Annotated in this window: 18 protein-coding genes; all 18 read left to right on the top strand. The window is 67.8% G+C overall.

The window, feature by feature from the left end; genetic code table 11:
• The first annotated feature begins 38 nt into the window (after positions 1-38).
• The 18 genes from aroC to metK all read left to right on the top strand — a co-directional run bounded on the left by aroC (position 39) and on the right by metK (position 17,981).
• Positions 39-1,253 (top strand): chorismate synthase, encoded by a 1,215-nt coding sequence (aroC, locus tag ACFVV0_RS15150; RefSeq protein WP_387064710.1) that lies wholly within the window; start codon positions 39-41, stop codon positions 1,251-1,253.
• A 37-nt stretch (positions 1,254-1,290) separates the two neighbouring features.
• Positions 1,291-1,797, top strand: coding sequence for a shikimate kinase (locus ACFVV0_RS15145; protein ID WP_387064707.1), 507 nt, complete (start codon positions 1,291-1,293; stop codon positions 1,795-1,797).
• Positions 1,794-2,900 carry a 3-dehydroquinate synthase gene (gene aroB, locus ACFVV0_RS15140; protein ID WP_387064704.1) on the top strand — a complete coding sequence of 369 codons (1,107 nt, stop codon included), beginning with the start codon at positions 1,794-1,796 and terminating at the stop codon, positions 2,898-2,900. The genes ACFVV0_RS15145 and aroB overlap by 4 nt, the downstream gene beginning before the upstream one ends.
• A gap of 53 nt (positions 2,901-2,953) precedes the next feature.
• On the top strand, positions 2,954-3,415 hold the full coding sequence (locus tag ACFVV0_RS15135; RefSeq protein WP_387064702.1) for a type II 3-dehydroquinate dehydratase: 462 nt from the start codon (positions 2,954-2,956) through the stop codon (positions 3,413-3,415).
• Between the two features lie 124 nt (positions 3,416-3,539).
• Complete coding sequence (efp, locus tag ACFVV0_RS15130; RefSeq protein WP_387064699.1) at positions 3,540-4,103, top strand: elongation factor P; 564 nt, start codon at positions 3,540-3,542, stop codon at positions 4,101-4,103.
• Between the two features lie 29 nt (positions 4,104-4,132).
• The gene (nusB, locus tag ACFVV0_RS15125) at positions 4,133-4,549 is read left to right on the top strand and encodes a transcription antitermination factor NusB (protein ID WP_387064696.1); all 417 of its coding nucleotides are present in this window, start codon (positions 4,133-4,135) and stop codon (positions 4,547-4,549) included.
• 20 nt (positions 4,550-4,569) lie between these two features.
• Positions 4,570-5,307: a DsbA family protein gene (locus ACFVV0_RS15120; RefSeq protein WP_387064694.1), complete on the top strand. Its 738-nt coding sequence runs from the start codon at positions 4,570-4,572 to the stop codon at positions 5,305-5,307.
• Between the two features lie 108 nt (positions 5,308-5,415).
• A complete protein-coding gene (gene pyrR / locus ACFVV0_RS15115; protein WP_387064691.1) occupies positions 5,416-5,955 on the top strand; it encodes a bifunctional pyr operon transcriptional regulator/uracil phosphoribosyltransferase PyrR in 540 nt (179 codons plus the stop codon).
• Positions 5,952-6,905: an aspartate carbamoyltransferase catalytic subunit gene (locus ACFVV0_RS15110; RefSeq protein WP_387064688.1), complete on the top strand. Its 954-nt coding sequence runs from the start codon at positions 5,952-5,954 to the stop codon at positions 6,903-6,905. The genes pyrR and ACFVV0_RS15110 overlap by 4 nt, the downstream gene beginning before the upstream one ends.
• A 2-nt stretch (positions 6,906-6,907) precedes the next feature.
• Positions 6,908-8,266 carry a dihydroorotase gene (locus ACFVV0_RS15105; protein ID WP_387064685.1) on the top strand — a complete coding sequence of 453 codons (1,359 nt, stop codon included), beginning with the start codon at positions 6,908-6,910 and terminating at the stop codon, positions 8,264-8,266.
• Positions 8,259-8,786 (top strand): hypothetical protein, encoded by a 528-nt coding sequence (locus ACFVV0_RS15100; protein ID WP_387064683.1) that lies wholly within the window; start codon positions 8,259-8,261, stop codon positions 8,784-8,786. The genes ACFVV0_RS15105 and ACFVV0_RS15100 overlap by 8 nt, the downstream gene beginning before the upstream one ends.
• A 1-nt stretch (position 8,787) precedes the next feature.
• Entirely contained in the window at positions 8,788-9,975 is a 1,188-nt protein-coding gene (carA, locus tag ACFVV0_RS15095; protein ID WP_387064680.1) for a glutamine-hydrolyzing carbamoyl-phosphate synthase small subunit, read from the top strand.
• 3 nt (positions 9,976-9,978) lie between these two features.
• Entirely contained in the window at positions 9,979-13,266 is a 3,288-nt protein-coding gene (carB, locus tag ACFVV0_RS15090) for a carbamoyl-phosphate synthase large subunit (RefSeq protein ID WP_387064677.1), read from the top strand.
• The gene (gene pyrF, locus ACFVV0_RS15085; RefSeq protein ID WP_387064674.1) at positions 13,263-14,117 is read left to right on the top strand and encodes an orotidine-5'-phosphate decarboxylase; all 855 of its coding nucleotides are present in this window, start codon (positions 13,263-13,265) and stop codon (positions 14,115-14,117) included. The genes carB and pyrF overlap by 4 nt, the downstream gene beginning before the upstream one ends.
• Entirely contained in the window at positions 14,110-15,033 is a 924-nt protein-coding gene (gmk, locus tag ACFVV0_RS15080) for a guanylate kinase (RefSeq protein WP_387064672.1), read from the top strand. Before pyrF ends, gmk begins: the two co-directional genes overlap by 8 nt.
• Positions 15,034-15,102: 69 nt before the next feature.
• Positions 15,103-15,360 carry a DNA-directed RNA polymerase subunit omega gene (gene rpoZ / locus ACFVV0_RS15075; RefSeq protein WP_387064669.1) on the top strand — a complete coding sequence of 86 codons (258 nt, stop codon included), beginning with the start codon at positions 15,103-15,105 and terminating at the stop codon, positions 15,358-15,360.
• 84 nt (positions 15,361-15,444) lie between these two features.
• Positions 15,445-16,752: a bifunctional phosphopantothenoylcysteine decarboxylase/phosphopantothenate synthase gene (locus ACFVV0_RS15070; RefSeq protein WP_387065197.1), complete on the top strand. Its 1,308-nt coding sequence runs from the start codon at positions 15,445-15,447 to the stop codon at positions 16,750-16,752.
• Between the two features lie 35 nt (positions 16,753-16,787).
• Complete coding sequence (metK, locus tag ACFVV0_RS15065; RefSeq protein WP_387064666.1) at positions 16,788-17,981, top strand: methionine adenosyltransferase; 1,194 nt, start codon at positions 16,788-16,790, stop codon at positions 17,979-17,981.

The raw sequence follows: 17,981 nt of genomic DNA, 5'->3' as shown, positions 1-17,981 counted from the left end.
CGGCCGGACGCCCTTCGCCGCTGTGCCAGAATCGAACCATGCTTCGTTGGCTCACGGCCGGGGAATCCCACGGCCCCGAACTCATCGCCCTGCTCGAGGGACTGCCGGCCGGCGTGCCGGTCACCCTCGATGCGATCCGCGCCGATCTCGCGCGCCGCAAACTCGGTTACGGCCGCGGCGCCCGCATGAAGTTCGAGCAGGATGCGCTTGAGTTGTCGGGTGGCGTGCGTCACGGCTACAGCCTGGGCAGCCCGATCGCGATCCGGATCGGCAACACCGAATGGCCCAAATGGGTCGACGTGATGAGTGCCGAGCCGGTGGATCCCGAGAAGCTCTCCTCCGGCCGCGGTGCGCCGTTGACGCGGCCACGTCCGGGGCACGCAGACCTGGTCGGAATGCAGAAGTACGGCTTCGACGAGGCTCGGCCGATCCTCGAGCGCGCGAGCGCACGGGAGACCGCGGCTCGCGTGGCGCTCGGCGCCGTCGCCCGCTCCTTCCTCGAACAGCTCGGCATCACCCTCGTCAGCCACACGCTCTCCATCGGCCCCGTGCGGGTTCCGGAGGGATCGCCGCTGCCCGAGCCGAGCGATGTCGCCGTGCTCGACGCCGACCCGCTGCGGTGCTTCGACCCGGCGACGTCGGCGAAGATGGTCGCCGAGGTCGACGCCGCCCACAAGGACGGCGACACCCTCGGCGGCGTGGTCGAGGTGCTCGCCTACGGCCTTCCGCCCGGGCTCGGCTCGCACGTGCACTGGGACCGCCGGCTCGACAGTCAGCTCGCGGCCGCACTGATGGGCATCCAGGCGATCAAGGGCGTCGAGGTCGGCGACGGCTTCCTCACCACGACCCGTCGCGGATCCGAGGCCCACGACGAGCTCGTCCAGGAAGCGGGGGAGATCGCCCGCACGAGCGACAAGGCCGGCGGAACCGAGGGTGGGATGAGCACGGGCACGATCCTGCGCGTCCGCGCGGGAATGAAGCCGATCGCGACGATTCCGCACGCGCTGCGCACGGTCGACATCGCCACCAGTGAGGCCGCCCCGGCGCACCACCAGCGTTCCGATGTCTGTGCGGTGCCGGCGGCCGGAGTCGTTGCAGAGGCGATGGTGGCGCTCGTGCTCGCCAACGCCGTGCTGGAGAAATTCGGCGGAGACTCGATCGACGAGACCGCGCGCAACCTTCGCGGCTACCTCGACGCGATCCCGCAGAACCTGGCGACGACGCGACTGTCCGCACCGTACGCCGCCGAATGAGCGTGAAAGCAGCACTCGTGAGCACGGCTGCACGATCGTGACCATCGTCCTGATCGGTCCTCCCGCCGCAGGCAAGAGCCGGGTCGGCAAGCGGCTGGCGAAACGCCTCGGGTTGCCTTTCGTCGACACGGATGCGGTCGTCGTCTCGCAGCACGGTCCCATCCCGGTCATCTTCGCCGAGTACGGGGAACCGCATTTCCGGACGCTCGAACGGCAGGCGGTCGCAGAAGCGCTGAGCGGGCCAGGGGTCGTCTCCGTCGGGGGTGGCGCCGTGCTGCATCCCGACACCCAGTCCGACCTCGCGGATGCGTCGGTGGTGCTCCTCACCGTGAACCCTGAGGCGATCGCCGCCCGCATCGCGAACGCGAAGCGCCCGCTCGTCACCGACCTCGAGTCGTGGAAACGCCTCGTCGCCCAGCGCGCCGAGCTGTACGCCTCACTCGCCGACTACACCGCAGACACATCCAGCCGGCCGATCGACACCATCGTGGAAGAGATCGCGCGCTGGATCGAAGCACGCAGCATTCAGGAAAGGCAACGATGACCGACACAGAGTCCTCCGACAGCGCAGACGGCCAGCCCACCGAGATCCTGGTCGCGGGCGAGAACCAGTATCCCGTCGTCGTGGGTCGCGGACTGCGCACCGACCTCGCACCGTACCTCGGCTCGGGCGTCAACAAGGTGCTGATCGTGCATCCGCCGACCTTGGGCGCTGCTGCCGCCGACCTGCGCGAAACACTGCTCGGCCGCTATGACGTGCTCTTGGCGGAGGTTCCGGATGCGGAGGCCGCCAAGCGCGTGGAGGTCGCCGCATTCTGTTGGCAGATCATGGGTCAGGCCGACTTCACCCGCTCGGATGCCGTCGTCGGGTTCGGCGGGGGAGCCGTCACCGACCTCGCCGGCTTCGTCGCGGCCACCTGGCTGCGCGGCGTGCGACTGGTGCAGGTGCCGACGACGCTTCTGGGAATGGTGGATGCGGCGGTCGGCGGCAAGACCGGCATCAACACCGCGGAGGGCAAGAATCTCGTCGGCGCGTTCTACGCGCCGGCGGCGGTGATCTGCGACCTCGACACGCTGACGTCGCTCGCCCGCAACGAGATCCTCGCCGGTTTCGCCGAGGTCGTGAAGTACGGCTTCATCGCAGAGCCGGAGATCCTCGACATCATCGAGCGGGACGTCGACCGTGCGACCGACCCCAACACGCCCGAGTTCCGTCGCCTGGTCGAGCTGTCCATCGGCATCAAGGCCAGGGTCGTCGGCGAGGACTTCACCGAGCAGGGATTGCGCGAGATCCTCAACTACGGTCACACCCTCGGGCACGCGATCGAGCACGCTGAGCGCTACCAGTGGCGCCATGGCGCGGCGGTCTCGGTCGGCATGATGTTCGCTGCCGAGCTCGCCCGGTTGAGCGGCCGGCTGTCCGATGAGGTCGCAGACAGGCACAAGCGCATCCTGGAATCGCTGACTCTGCCGACCACGTATCCGCTCGGTCGCTGGCAGACCCTGCTCGCGACCATGCAGCGTGACAAGAAGACGCGCGGAAACCTGTTGCGGTTCATCGTGCTCGACGATCTGGCTCGGCCGACCGTGCTCGCGGGCCCCGACCAGAGTCTGCTGTTCGCGGCATATCAGGAGATCGGCGCGTGACCATCGCCGAGACAGAATCCGACCGTGGAGTCCGTCGCCGCTAGGGTAGCGACATGAGCAGCGATACCGTTCCCAGCGTCCTCGTTCTGAACGGCCCCAATCTGGGCCGTCTCGGCACCCGCGAACCCGATGTCTACGGTTCGGGCACGCTGGACGACCTGCGCGCATCCCTCGCCGACGACGCGGCGGGCAGGACCGTCGACCTGCGCCAGACCGACGACGAGGGGCAGCTTCTTCGCTGGCTGCACGAGGCTGCCGACTCCGGCGCACCGGTGATCCTGAACGCCGGGGCGTGGACCCACTACTCCTTCGCACTGCGGGATGCGGTATCGCTCGTCACGAAGGCCGGGGGCACCGTCATCGAGGTGCATCTCTCCAACCCGCACGCGCGCGAGGAGTTCCGTCACACGAGTGTGATCAGTGCCGTGGCGACCGGGGTGATCGCGGGATTCGGCTTCGAGTCGTACCGTCTCGCACTGGCGTACATCCTGCGAAACAGCCCGGCCATTCGCTGAAACGGGCACCGCCAACTAGAATTCTCTGAGGCCTCCGCCCTCCGCGCCACCGAGAGCGGGCCTCCGTGGACCGCCTCTGGCGCGCATCCACCCGCAACTCCTCCCAATCGAACGGAACACAGGTATGGCAACAACGGCTGACATCAAGAACGGCGTCGTCCTCAACATGGACGGCCAGCTCTGGACCGTGATCGAGTTCCAGCACGTGAAGCCGGGCAAGGGCGGCGCCTTCGTGCGCACCAAACTGAAGAACGTGACGTCGGGCAAGACCGTCGACCGCACCTTCAACGCCGGATCCAAGATCGAGACCTCGAACGTCGATCGTCGCGACTACCAGTACCTCTACCAGGACGGCGACGCGTTCGTCTTCATGGACACCAGCGACTACGACCAGCTCAGCGTTCCCGCTGTGGTCGTGGGCGACGCCTCCAACTTCATGCTCGAGAACCAGAGCGTCACCGTTGCACTGCACGAGGGCGAGCCGCTCTACGTCGAGCTGCCAGCCTCCGTCGTGCTGGAGATCACCTACACCGAGCCCGGGCTTCAGGGCGACCGCTCGACCGGTGGCACCAAGCCGGCGACCGTCGAGACGGGCTACCAGATCCAGGTTCCGCTGTTCCTGGAGACCGGCACCAAGGTCAAGGTCGACACGCGTACCGGGGACTACCTCGGCCGCGTGAGCGACTGATCCGGCCTGAATCCCGGTATCCCTAGACGATGAGTGCACGAAGCAAAGCCCGTAAGCGCGCGCTCGACGTGCTGTACGGCGCGGACGTCCGCCAGATCCCACTGAACCAGGCTCTCGCGACCGAGGCGGAGCGAGCGGCGAGCGAGCCGCAGCGCGAGTCCTCCTGGCTGTACGCCCGCGAGATCGTCGACGGCGTCATCGACAACCTCGACGAGATCGACGAGCAGATCGAGACGTACTCCCAGGGCTGGACGCTCGCACGCATGCCGCTGGTCGATCGCGCCATCCTCCGGATCGGCGTGTGGGAACTGCTGTTCAACGACGAGATCCCGGAAGGCGTCGCCATCTCCGAGGCGGTGGAATCCGCGACCGTGCTCTCGACCGACGACTCCGCAGGGTTCATCAACGGCTTGTTGGCCAAGATCGCCCAATCGAACACCAAGTAGAAACGAAGGCGAGGAACACGATGATCCGCATCGCACCCGACCGCCCCGCTCGGCGCCGGGGGATGCGCGCGTTCGCCGCCGTCCTCGTCGCCTTCGCTCTCGTCTCCGGGACCGCCGCCTGTTCGCTGGTCGGAGGATCGTCCGACGTTCCGACGGCCACGGCGAAACCGCCGACAGGCACCGATGGAGCAGTGAACTTCGACAAGGGCTTCATCACCGCCGGTGACGGCTCCAAGGTCGTCGACCTGTGGTTCGACCCGATGTGTCCCGCCTGCGGTGCTTTCGAGAAGGCGAACGGCGAAACGCTCGCGACGGCCGTCTCCGACGGAACGATCACGCTGCGGCTGCGTCCGCTCACCTTTCTCGACCGGCTCTCCAACGGCACCGGATACTCGACGCGCGCGGTCGCGGCCCTCACCTGCGTCGGGGTGAACGATCCGGACAATGCTCTGAAGTACTTCCAGACGCTCTACAAGGATCAGCCCGAGGAGGGCTCGAGCGGTCTGACGAACAAACAGCTCGCTCAGCGGGCCACCGATCTCGGTATCGACGACATCACCGCCTGCCTTGAGGACAGCGGACCGTACCAGGCCTGGGCACAGCAGAACACGGCGCGTTCGCAGACCGGCCCCATCGATGTCGAGGGATCCGATCTCACGTCGATCTCGCAGACGCCGACCATCCTCGTCAACGGCAAGCAGTTCACGGGCGACATCACCAAGGCGAGCGAGTTCACGGACTTCCTGCAGAAGAACTGAGACGACCCGTCCGCTGCGGCGGCGTGGACCGTTCGCTGCACACTGGTATGCTCGACAGCGGTAGACAACCTTTAAGAGCCGTCCTGTGAGGCGGGGAAGGGAGTCGGCATGACGGTGCGCACAGTGCTGCAGCAGGCTGACATCTCCCGGGCGTTGACTCGGATCTCTCACGAGATCCTTGAGTCCAACCGGGGAACGAACGATCTCGTGATCCTCGGCATCCCGACGCGCGGAGCGATACTCGCCCAGCGGATCGCGGAGGAGCTCCAACGCATCGAACCGGGCGCCGGCGATCTCGTCGGTGCGCTCGACGTGACGATGTACCGCGACGACCTCTCGCGCAATCGCACGCGAACCCCGTCGCCGACGTCCGTCCCCGGCTCGATCGACGGCAAGACCGTGGTGCTGGTCGACGACGTGCTCTACTCGGGCCGCACCATCCGGGCCGCCCTCGATGCTCTGAACGACTTCGGCCGCCCCCAGGCCGTGCGGCTCGCGGTGCTGGTCGACCGGGGGCACCGGGAGCTGCCCATCCGGGCGGACTTCGTGGGCAAGAACCTGCCGAGTGCCGCGTCCGAGCGCATCAACGTGCGGCTGACGGAGATCGACGGCGACGAATCGGTCACCATCGAGGAGGCCGGCGCATGAGGCACCTGCTCTCGACCAAGACACTGAGCCGTGACGAGGCGATCCTGCTTCTCGACGTGGCCGAGGACATGGCGGATGTGCAGGAGCGCGAGGTCAAGAAGCTCCCGACGCTGCGCGGCAAGACGGTGGTGAACCTGTTCTTCGAGGATTCGACGCGTACCAGGATCTCGTTCGAGGCGGCCGCCAAGCGGCTGTCGGCCGATGTCATCAACTTCAGCGCCAAGGGCTCGAGCGTGTCCAAGGGCGAGAGCCTCAAGGACACGGCGCAGACGCTGGCCGCGATGGGGGCGGATGCCGTGGTCATCCGGCACCACGCCTCCGGTGCCCCGCAGACCCTGGCGACCAGCGGCTGGATCGACGCGGGGATCGTGAACGCGGGCGACGGCACGCACGAGCATCCCACCCAGGCGCTGCTCGACGCCTTCACGATGCGGCGCCGCCTGCACGGCGCAGGGTCTCGCGGCCGCGACCTCGACGGGGTGACCGTGACGATCGTCGGCGACATCCTGCACTCGCGCGTCGCCCGCTCGAACGTCTGGCTGCTCGAGACGCTCGGCGCGCAGGTGTCGCTCGTGGCGCCTCCCACGCTGCTCCCGGTGGAGGTCGGCGGTTGGCCGGCGACGATCGGGTACGACCTCGATGCGGCGATCGACGCGAACCCGGACGTGGTGATGATGCTGCGCATCCAGGGCGAGCGGATGAACGCGGCGTTCTTCCCGAACACGCGGGAGTACGCGAAGCGCTGGGGGCTGGACGACGAACGACTGGCGCGTCTCGGCACAGATAGCATTGTCATGCACCCCGGGCCGATGAACCGGGGTCTGGAGATTTCGGCGGCGGCGGCGGATTCACCCCGGTCGACCGTTCGAGAACAGGTAGCGAACGGGGTGTCGGTGCGGATGGCCGCCCTGTACCTCCTGCTGTCCGGTGGAGACCCGGAGGACGGTTGAACATGGTGAACGAGACTTATCTGATCGCGGGCGCGACGCTCGCCGACGGCCGTACTGCCGACCTCCTGGTGGAGGACGGCCGCATCGCCGAGCTGGGCGCGGGCCTTTCGAGGGTCGGCGCCACGGTGGTGGATGCGACAGGACTGTTGGCGCTGCCCGGCCTGGTCGATCTGCACACGCACCTCCGCGAGCCAGGCTTCGAGCAGAGCGAGACCGTTCTGACCGGAACCCGCGCAGCAGCGGCCGGCGGCTTCACCTCGGTGTTCGCCATGGCCAACACCTCGCCGGTGGCGGACACGGCCGGTGTCGTCGAGCAGGTGCTGTCGCTCGGCGACGCGGCCGGCTACGCCACCGTTCGCCCCATCGGCGCCGTCACGGTCGGACTGGAGGGCGAGCGTCTCGCCGAACTCGGCGCGATGGCCGACTCCCGCGCTGCGGTGCGGGTGTTCTCCGATGACGGCAAATGCGTCTCCGATCCGCTTCTCATGCGCCGCGCGCTCGAGTACGTGAAGGCCTTCGACGGCGCCATCGCACAGCACGCGCAGGAGCCACGGCTCACCGTGGGCGCGCAGATGAACGAGGGCGCCCTCTCGGGAGAGCTCGGCCTCGCCGGGTGGCCTGCAGTGGCCGAGGAGTCGATCATCGCCCGGGATGTGCTCCTCGCCGAGCACGTCGGCTCCCGACTGCACGTCTGCCACGTCTCCACGGCCGGCTCGGTCGATGTGATCCGCTGGGCGAAGGCGCGCGGCATCGACGTGACCGCAGAGGTCACCCCGCACCACCTCATCCTCACCGAGGAGCTGGCCCGCGGATACGACGCGCGCTACAAGGTCAACCCGCCGCTCAGGAGCGACGAGGACGTGCGGGCGCTGCGTGCGGGCCTGGCGGACGGCACGATCGACATCGTGGCCACCGACCACGCTCCGCACCCGGTCGAGGCGAAGGACTGCGAGTGGGATGCGGCCGCCTTCGGCATGGTCGGCCTCGAGTCCGCGCTGTCCGTGGTGCACGCATCCGTCGTCGAGACCGGCCTGCTCGGCTGGGAGGATGTGGCCCGAGTGCTGTCGTACACCCCGGCCCGCATCGGCCGGCTGGCGGGTCACGGTCACGCGTTGGAAGCCGGGACTCCAGCGGAGTTCACGCTCTACGACCCGCGGGCATCGCGGGAGTTCTCGACCCGTGACCTCGCCGGCAAGGGAGTCAACTCGCCGTATCTCTCGATGACGCTGCCCGGCCGGGTCGTCGCGACCTTCCACCAGGGGTACCCGACCGTGCTCGACGGCATCGTCGCCGACGCCGGCGAGGTCGCCGAACGTGCCAGAGCATCGGCCGCCAACCGGGGGGAGGTCGTCCGTGGATAAGTTCCTCCCGGCGATCCCCGTCATCGCCGTTCTCGCCATCGTCCTCCTGCTGATGCTGTGGGGCTGGCGTCGACGTACTCGTCGCGACAGCTCAGCAGGCGGCGGATACGCGGCGCCGGCGACCGCATCCTCGCCCCTCGTCGAATCCGACACGTTCTACGTCGCCACCACGCGCGGGGGAGAGCACCTCGAGCGCCTCGCGATCCCGGGGCTCAAGTTCCGCGGCAAGGCGCGGCTGACGGTCGCGCTCGAGGGCGTGACCATCGCGATCAACGGCGAGAATCCGCTCTTCATCCAGGCGGATGCCCTCACCGGGGTCGGGGTCACCAATACGGCGATCGACCGGGTGGTCGAGAAGGACGGGCTGCTCAGGCTCTCCTGGACGACCTCTGCGGGTGCGCCCGCCGACAGCTTCTTCCGGGTCGTCGACCCGGCCGACCGCACCCCGTTGATCGGGGCGGTCGAAACCATTCTTCCCGCGCAGAGCACGGCGGGTCAGACGACGGAAAGTGAGGTGTGACGTGGTGGGTTCAGAACCGGCGGTCCTCGTCCTCGAAGACGGATCCCGCTATGTCGGGCGGGCATACGGTGCGGTCGGCCGCACCTTCGGTGAGGCTGTGTTCTCCACTGGCATGACCGGGTACCAGGAGACGCTCACCGACCCGTCGTACGCGGGCCAGATCGTTCTCATGACGGCGCCGCACATCGGCAACACCGGGACCAACGACGAGGACATGGAGTCACGTCAGATCTGGGTCGCCGGCTATGTGGTGCGCGAGCCCTCCCGCATCGTGTCCAACTACCGCGCGCAGCGAAGCCTCGACGACGACCTCGTGGCACAGGGCGTGGTGGGGATCAGCGGCATCGACACGCGGGCGGTGACCAGGCACATCCGGTCGGCCGGAGCCATGCGCGCCGGGATCTTCTCGGGGCCGGACTTCGAACTGAGCGACGGCGAGCAGCTCGAGCTGGTGCTCAGCGGTGCGCCGATGGCCGGCCGCAACCTGTCAGAAGAGGTCTCGACTCCCGAGCCGTTCACGGTGCCGGCGGTCGGCGAGAAGGTGGGCTCGGTCGCCGTGCTCGACCTCGGGGTGAAGACCTCGACTCTCAACAACCTGGCTGCTCGCGGGCTCGATGTGCACGTGCTGCCGCAGATGGTGACCGCGCGCGACGTGCTCGAACTCGAGCCCTCCGCCCTGTTCTTCTCGAACGGTCCCGGCGATCCGGCGGCCTCCGACAAGCACGTCGAACTGCTTCAGGATGTGCTGCGGGCCGGTGTGCCCTACTTCGGCATCTGCTTCGGCAACCAGCTGCTCGGACGCGCGCTCGGACTCGGCACGTACAAGTTGCCGTTCGGCCACCGCGGAATCAACCAGCCTGTGCTTGACAAGCGCACAGGGCGGGTGGAGATCACGTCGCAGAACCACGGATTCGCCGTCGAGGCGCCCCTCGAGGGCACGTTCGACTCGCCCGCGGGATTCGGCCGCGTCGAGGTGAGCCACTTCAGCCTGAACGACAACGTGGTGGAGGGGTTGAACTGCCTCGACCTGAACGCGTTCAGCGTGCAGTACCACCCGGAGGCGGCGGCCGGGCCGCACGACGCCAACTACCTGTTCGACCGGTTCCTCGAGATGATCACGAATCCACGCACCACGGATCCGGGCATCCGGAACCCGGCTGTTTCCTCCGACAAGAAGGATGACGAGTAACCCATGCCGAAACGCTCAGACATCAACTCCGTTCTGGTCATCGGCTCCGGCCCGATCGTCATCGGCCAGGCCTGCGAGTTCGACTACTCCGGCACCCAGGCGTGCCGGGTGCTGCGGGAGGAGGGCGTGCGCGTCATCCTCGTCAACTCCAACCCCGCGACGATCATGACCGATCCCGATTTCGCGGACGCCACCTACGTGGAGCCGATCACCTGGCAGGTCATCGAGACCATCATCGCCAAGGAGAAGCCGGATGCGATCCTGCCGACCCTCGGCGGCCAGACCGCCCTCAACGCCGCCATCCAGCTGCACGAGCACGGAATCCTCGAGAAGTACGGCGTCGAGCTCATCGGCGCCAAGTTCGAGGCGATCCAGAAGGGTGAGGACCGCCAGATCTTCAAGGAGCTGGTGATCGAGGCGGGCGCTGAGGTCGCCCGCTCGCACATCGCCCACACCGTCGAAGAAGCCGTGGGATTCGCTGAGGATCTCGGCTATCCGCTCGTCGTACGGCCTTCGTTCACGATGGGCGGCCTCGGCTCCGGATTCGCGTACACCGAGCAGGAGCTGCGGCGGATCGTCGGCGACGGCCTGCACCAGAGCCCGACCAGCGAGGTGCTCCTGGAGGAGTCGATCCTCGGTTGGAAGGAGTACGAGCTCGAGCTCATGCGCGACACCGCCGACAACACGGTCGTCGTCTGCTCCATCGAGAACGTCGACCCGGTCGGTGTGCACACCGGAGACTCCATCACCGTCGCTCCGGCGCTGACTCTGACCGATCGCGAGTACCAGAAGCTCCGCGACATCGGGATCGACATCATCCGCGCGGTGGGCGTCGACACCGGAGGCTGCAACATCCAGTTCGCGGTCGACCCCGAGAACGGACGCATCATCGTCATCGAGATGAACCCGCGCGTCTCCCGTTCGTCGGCTCTCGCCTCGAAGGCGACGGGCTTCCCGATCGCGAAGATCGCGGCGAAGCTGGCGATCGGCTACCGACTCGACGAGATCCCGAACGACATCACCAAGGTGACGCCTGCGAGCTTCGAGCCGACGCTCGACTACGTCGTCGTCAAGGTCCCGCGGTTCGCCTTCGAGAAGTTCCCGGCCGCCGATCCCACCCTGACGACGACCATGAAGTCGGTGGGCGAGGCGATGGCCATCGGCCGCAGCTTCACGAGCGCGCTTCAGAAGGCGCTCCGTTCGCTGGAGAAGCGCGGCTCGTCGTTCCACTGGGGACCGGAGACCCGCACGGTCGAGGAGCTGCTGGAGAGCATCCGCACCCCCACCGACGGCCGGATCGTCGACGTGCAGCAGGCGCTGCGTCTGGGCGCGACGAACGAGCAGGTGTTCGAGTCGACCAAGATCGACCCCTGGTTCATCGACCAGATCGTGCTGATCAACGAGGTCGCCGAGCAGCTCAGGAACGCAGAGACTCTCGACACCGACACCCTGCGCTACGCCAAGGACCACGGGTTCTCGGATGCGCAGATCGGCCAGCTGCGCGGCTTCGGCGAGAACGACGTGCGTGAGATCCGCCACATCCTGGATGTGCGCCCGGTCTACAAGACGGTCGACACCTGCGCGGGCGAGTTCCCCGCCCTCACGCCCTACCACTACTCCAGCTACGACCTGGAGACGGAGGTCGTTCCGAGCGACCGGCGCAAGGTCGTCATCCTCGGCTCCGGCCCGAACCGCATCGGACAGGGCGTCGAGTTCGACTACTCGTGCGTGCACGCCTCGTTCGCCCTGCACGACGCCGGGTTCGAGACGATCATGATCAACTGCAACCCGGAGACGGTCTCGACCGACTACGACACGAGCGACCGCCTCTACTTCGAACCGCTGACCCTCGAAGACGTGCTCGAGGTCATCCACGCCGAGAGCCAGAGCGGCGAGCTCGTCGGCGTCGTCGTGCAGCTGGGCGGCCAGACCGCGCTCGGCCTGGCCAAGGGTCTCGAGGCTGCCGGCGTGCCGATCCTCGGCACCTCGCCCGAAGCGATCGACCTGGCGGAGGAGCGTGGCCTGTTCGCCGAGATCCTCGAGAACGCAGGACTGCTCGCCCCGCGCAACGGGACCGCATTCGACTACCCGGGCGCCGTTCAGGTGGCCGAGGAGATCGGCTATCCCGTTCTCGTGCGCCCGAGCTACGTGCTCGGCGGTCGGGGCATGGAGATCGTCTACGACAGCCCATCACTCGCCGACTACTTCGAGCGTGTGGCGGGCCAGGGGATCGTCGGGCCGGCGCACCCGCTGCTCGTCGACCGCTTCCTGGACGACGCGATCGAGATCGATGTCGACGCGCTCTACGACGGCGAGCGACTCTACATCGGCGGCGTGATGGAGCACATCGAGGAGGCCGGGATCCACTCGGGCGACTCGAGCTGCACCCTGCCGCCGATCACGCTGGGCCGCCGTGAGATCGACCGGGTGCGCGACGCGACGCTCAAGATCGCCGAAGGCATCGGCGTGCGCGGGCTGCTCAACGTGCAGTTCGCGATCGGGGCCGGCGTGCTCTACGTGCTCGAGGCCAACCCGCGCGCGTCGAGGACGGTGCCGTTCGTCTCGAAGGCGCTCGGAATCCCGCTGGCCAAGGCCGCCTCGCGCATCATGGTGGGGGAGAGCATCGCCTCGCTCGTCGACTCGGGGCTGCTGCCCTCGCAGGACGGCTCGGTCATCCCGATGGACTCGCCGGTCGCCGTCAAGGAGGCGGTGCTGCCCTTCAAGAGGTTCCGCACCAAGGAGGGCAACGTGGTCGACTCGGTGCTCGGCCCGGAGATGCGATCCACCGGCGAGGTCATGGGGATCGACAAGGACTTCCCGCGCGCCTTCGCCAAGAGCCAGGCCGCAGCCTACGGCGGCATGCCGCTCGGCGGAACGGCCTTCGTCTCGGTCTCCGACCGCGACAAGCGCTCGATCGTGCTCCCGGTGCTGCGTCTGCAGCAGCTCGGTTTCGAGATCCTCGCCACCGAGGGAACCGCCGAGGTGCTGAACCGCAACGGCATCGCCGCCAGCGTGGTGCGCAAGTTCAGCGAGACGACCGACAGTGGCGAACCGTCGATCGTCGACCTCATCAACCGCAATGAGGTGGATGTGGTCATCAACACGCCGAGCGGCCGCTCCGCCCGCGCAGACGGCTACGAGATCCGCGCTGCCGCCGTCGCTGGCGACAAGCCGCTCTTCACGACCATCGCAGAGCTCAGCGCGGCGGTCGCATCCGTCGACGCCATCCGCGAGGGCTTCGAGGTGCGGTCGCTGCAGGAGTACGCGCTCGATCGGGCCGCCCGCGCGTGAGCTTCGGTGACCGGCTCGCCGGAGTCTTCGACAGTCACGGGCGACTCTGCGTCGGCATCGACCCGCACGAGCACCTCCTGGAGGCCTGGGGTCTGACCGCCTCGGCCTCCGGCGTGCGCGAGTTCGGGCTCGCCGTCGTCGAGGCGGCGGCGGGGCGCGTCGGCATCGTGAAACCACAGGTCGCGTTCTTCGAGCGCTACGGCTCGGCCGGCTACGCTGCGCTCGAAGAGGTGCTGGCTGCTGCGCGCGAGGCCCGCCTGCTGGTGATCGCGGATGCCAAGCGTGGCGACATCGGCACGAGCGTCGCCGCATACGCCGAAGCCTGGCTCACGCCGGGTTCTCCGCTCGAGGCCGATGCGATGACGATCTCCGCGTTCCAGGGCGTCGGCTCCATCGCCGAGCCCGTGCGGCTCGCGGAGACAGCAGGCAAGGGGCTGTTCGTGCTGGCCGCGACGTCGAATCCGGAGGCCGAGAGCATCCAGAAGGCCATCGTCTCGACCGGGCCGCGTGCAGGGGCGACGGTGGCGCGTGCGATCATCGATGATGTGACTTCCATCAACCAGACTCAGCCGGCGCAGGCGTTCGGCACGGTCGGGCTCGTGCTCGGAGCGACCGTCGATCTCAGCTCGTACGGCATCGACACGGCCACCGCATCCGCTGTCGCCACCCCTGTGCTCGCGCCCGGGTTCGGCTATCAGGGCGCACAGGTGCGCGATGTGGCGCGACTCTTCGGATCGCTCGCCGGTGGTGTGATCGTCAGCGAGTCCCGCGGGCTCCTGAACGCGGGTCCGCGCGCGCTCGCGGACGCGATCGGGAATCGCGCGGCGGAGGTGCGGAGCATCGATGTCTGAGCCTTCACTGCGCCCAGCCCCGCCCGAAGTCGACCGCCTCGCCGCCTCGCAGGCCGCCGTGGCGGCACGACGTGCGCGCGCTGCCGTGAAAGCGGCGATCGCTGCCCACGAGGTCTCGCCGCTGTCCGTGCTCGACAAGGCCACGGCCGATCCTGAGGGGGTCGAGGGGCGCCTGCGGGTGACCGAGTTCCTGCTCAGCGTTCCGGCCATCGGCACGACCAAGATGACGGATGCGCTCGAGAAGCTCTCGATCTCTCCGGCCAAACGCCTGGGCGGCCTCGGCCGTCATCAGCGACTGCGGCTGCGCGAGTTCCTCATCGAACGCGAGACCCGCAGCGGACGGCAGAAGCACCATCTCGTCGTACTGGCTGGACCGACGGCTGTCGGCAAGGGCACGGTCTCCACGTACATCCGGGAGAACTACCCGGATGTGCTGCTCTCGGTCTCCGCCACCACCCGTGCTCCGCGACCGGGCGAGGTCGACGGAGTCAACTACTACTTCGTCGACGATGCGGAGTTCGACCGCATGATCGCCGCCGGCGAACTGCTCGAATACGCGACGGTGCACAACCTGTCGCGGTACGGCACTCCGCGCGCTCCGATCGAGCGGGCACTGGAGGCGGGCAAGAGCGTGCTGCTCGAGATCGATCTGCAGGGTGCGCGCAGCGTGCGCGAGACCATGCCCGAGGCGCGACTCATCTTCCTGCTCCCGCCGACCTGGGATGAACTCGTCCGCCGATTGATCGGACGGGGCACCGAGAGCCCCGAGGAACAGCAGCGAAGACTGGAGACCGCCAAGGTCGAATTGGCTGCTCAGGACGAGTTCGATCACCGGGTGGTCAACACCGACGTGGCCGATGCCGCGCGGGAGGTCGTAGACTTGATGAAGATCCGCACGGCGCCGTCGCGCCCGTAGACCGTTTTTCTTCGTCTCCGTGACGATCGTCGTCGTATCGACGACCCCCTTCGAAGGAGCAATACACTTATGGCAATCAGCAACAAAGGCATCATCGACCCGCCCATCGACGACGTTCTCGCCAAGGTCGAGTCGAAGTATGCGCTCGTGATCTTCGCGTCGAAGCGCGCCCGCCAGATCAACGACTACTACGCCGACCTCCACGAGGGAAGCCTGTTCGACAACGTCGGACCGCTCGTCGACTCGAGCGTCGACGACAAGCCGCTGTCGGTCGCACTCCACGAGATCAATGAGGACAAGCTCACGATCAAGCCGATCGTCGAGTAGCACAGGACTCGTCACAGCACCGCCGTATAGGTTTGCCGCCGGGCGCGCCCGGCATGTAAGGGGATGCCGCCCGTGAGCGCACGATTGACCATTGTCGTCGGAGTGACCGGCGGCATCGCCGCGTACAAGGCGGTCGGAGTGATCCGGTCGCTGGTGCTGGAAGGCCACGACGTGCACGTCGTGGCCACCGAGGCGGCCCTCCGCTTCGTCGGGCGCCCGACTCTGGAGGCGATCAGCCGCAACCCGGTGGCGACCGACCTCTACGAGGGGGTCGCCGAGGTGCGTCACGTGGCGATCGGTCAGTCCGCCGACCTGATAGTGATCGCACCGGCCACCGCGAACACCATCGCGAAGCTTGCCGCCGGCCTCGCCGACGACTTGCTCGGCAACACGGTCCTCGCGAGCACCGCCCCTCTCGTCATCGCCCCGGCGATGCACACCGAGATGTGGCGCAACGCCGCGACCGTGGCCAACATCGCCACTCTGCGCGAGCGCGGGGTGACGATCGTCGGGCCGGCTTCCGGTCAGCTCACGGGCAAGGACTCCGGTCCGGGCCGCATGGAGGAGCCTCCCGTGATCGTGCGGGCGGCGCTCGAAGCGGCCGGCACGCATCCCCGGTCCCGTGAGGATGCCACGGCAGACACCGGCGCGGCGTCGGCCGTTCCCGCGGTGAATGACGTGGTCGTGCTGTCGGAACGCCGCCGTGCGAACGAGGCGGCGCGCCGTCCCCGCGGCGGAGACGACCTCGCAGGCAAGCGTGTGGTGATCACGGCAGGCGGCACACGCGAGCCGCTCGACCCCGTGCGCTTTCTCGGCAACCGGTCCAGCGGACGCCAGGGTGTCGCGCTGGCCCAGGCAGCCCGTGCTCGTGGTGCCGAGGTGACCCTGGTCGCCGCGCACATCGAGGTCGCACCTCCGGAGGGCGTGGAGTTGGTCGAGGTTCAGACCGCCCTCGAACTCCAGGAGGCGGTCACGACGGCTTCGGCGATGGCGGACATCGTGGTGATGACGGCCGCAGTCGCCGACTACCGGCCGGTAGAAGTGCGCGAATCCAAGATCAAGAAGACGGAGGCGGGGGACACCTTGACCCTCGAGCTCGTCGCCAACCCCGACATCCTCGCCACGCTCGCGTCCGCGAAACGCCACAACCAGGTCGTCGTCGGATTCGCGGCCGAGACAGAACCAGACCCCTCGTCGCTCATCGAGCTCGGCCGCAGCAAGCTCGCGTCGAAGGGCTGCGACTTCCTCGTGCTCAACCAGGTCGGCTGGACGCAGGGTTTCGCCACGGACAGTAACGAGGTCGTCGTGCTCCGGCGGGGCGGCGATATAGTGATGGAGGCCTCCGGCAGCAAGCTGTCGGTGGCTGATCGTATTCTCGACGTCATCGTATAGGCGACGTTCGGGTGGCACCCGACCAGGGAGAAACCATGGCAGATCTGCGTCTTTTCACGTCCGAATCCGTGACCGAAGGACACCCGGACAAGATTTGCGATCAGATCTCCGACAGCATCCTCGACGCCCTCCTCGCGGTCGATCCGCACAGCCGGGTGGCCGTCGAGACCCTGGTCACGACCGGCCTGGTGCACGTCGCGGGTGAGGTCACGACCAAGGGCTATGTCGAGATCCCCGCCCTCGTGCGCGAGAAGATCGTCGAGATCGGCTACGACTCGTCGGACGTGAGCTTCGACGGCAACCAGTGCGGCGTGTCCGTATCGATCGGCGCGCAGTCGCCCGATATCGCGCAGGGCGTCGACAACGCCTTCGAGTCGCGAACCGAGCAGAGCCACGACGACCTCGACCGTCAGGGCGCCGGCGACCAGGGCATCATGTTCGGGTACGCCACGACCGAGACGCCGCAGTACATGCCGCTGCCGATCTGGCTCGCGCATCGTCTCTCGGAGCGGCTCGCCGAGGTGCGCAAGAACGGCACGCTCGACTATCTCCGTCCTGACGGCAAGACCCAGGTGACCATCGGCTACGAGGGCATCGTGCCGAAATCCGTGCAGACCGTGGTGCTTTCGACCCAGCACGCTCCGAGCGTCTCGAATGAGACCCTGCAGGCGGAGGTGATGGAGGAGATCATCGCTCCGGTGCTGCACGCCGCCGGCCTGGAGTCCTCGCACGTGCGCACGCTCATCAACCCGACCGGCCGGTTCGAGATCGGCGGACCGAAGGGCGACGCGGGTCTCACCGGACGCAAGATCATCGTCGACACCTATGGTGGCGCCAGCCGACACGGCGGCGGAGCCTTCTCGGGCAAAGACCCGTCGAAGGTCGACCGTTCCGCGGCGTACGCCATGCGCTGGGCGGCAAAGAACGCCGTCGCCGCCGGGTTCGCCGACCGTCTGGAGTTGCAGATCGCGTACGCGATCGGCAAGGCTGCGCCCGTCGGCATGTACGTCGAGACGTTCGGCACCGGCAAGGTCCCCGATGAGCGCATCATCGCCGCGATCCGCGAGGTCTTCGACCTGCGTCCGGCCGCGATCATCCGCGACCTCGACCTGCTTCGCCCCATCTACGCCAAGACGGCCACCTACGGGCACTTCGGCCGTGAACTCCCCGACTTCACCTGGGAGCGTCTCGACCGGGTCGACGACCTGCGGTCCGCCGCGGGCCTCTAG

This window comes from Leifsonia sp. NPDC058230 (assembly GCF_042882245.1).
GTDB lineage: Bacteria > Actinomycetota > Actinomycetes > Actinomycetales > Microbacteriaceae > Leifsonia.
Note: the sequence above shows the minus strand (reverse complement) of the source record. Positions and strands in the feature narration are given on the sequence as shown.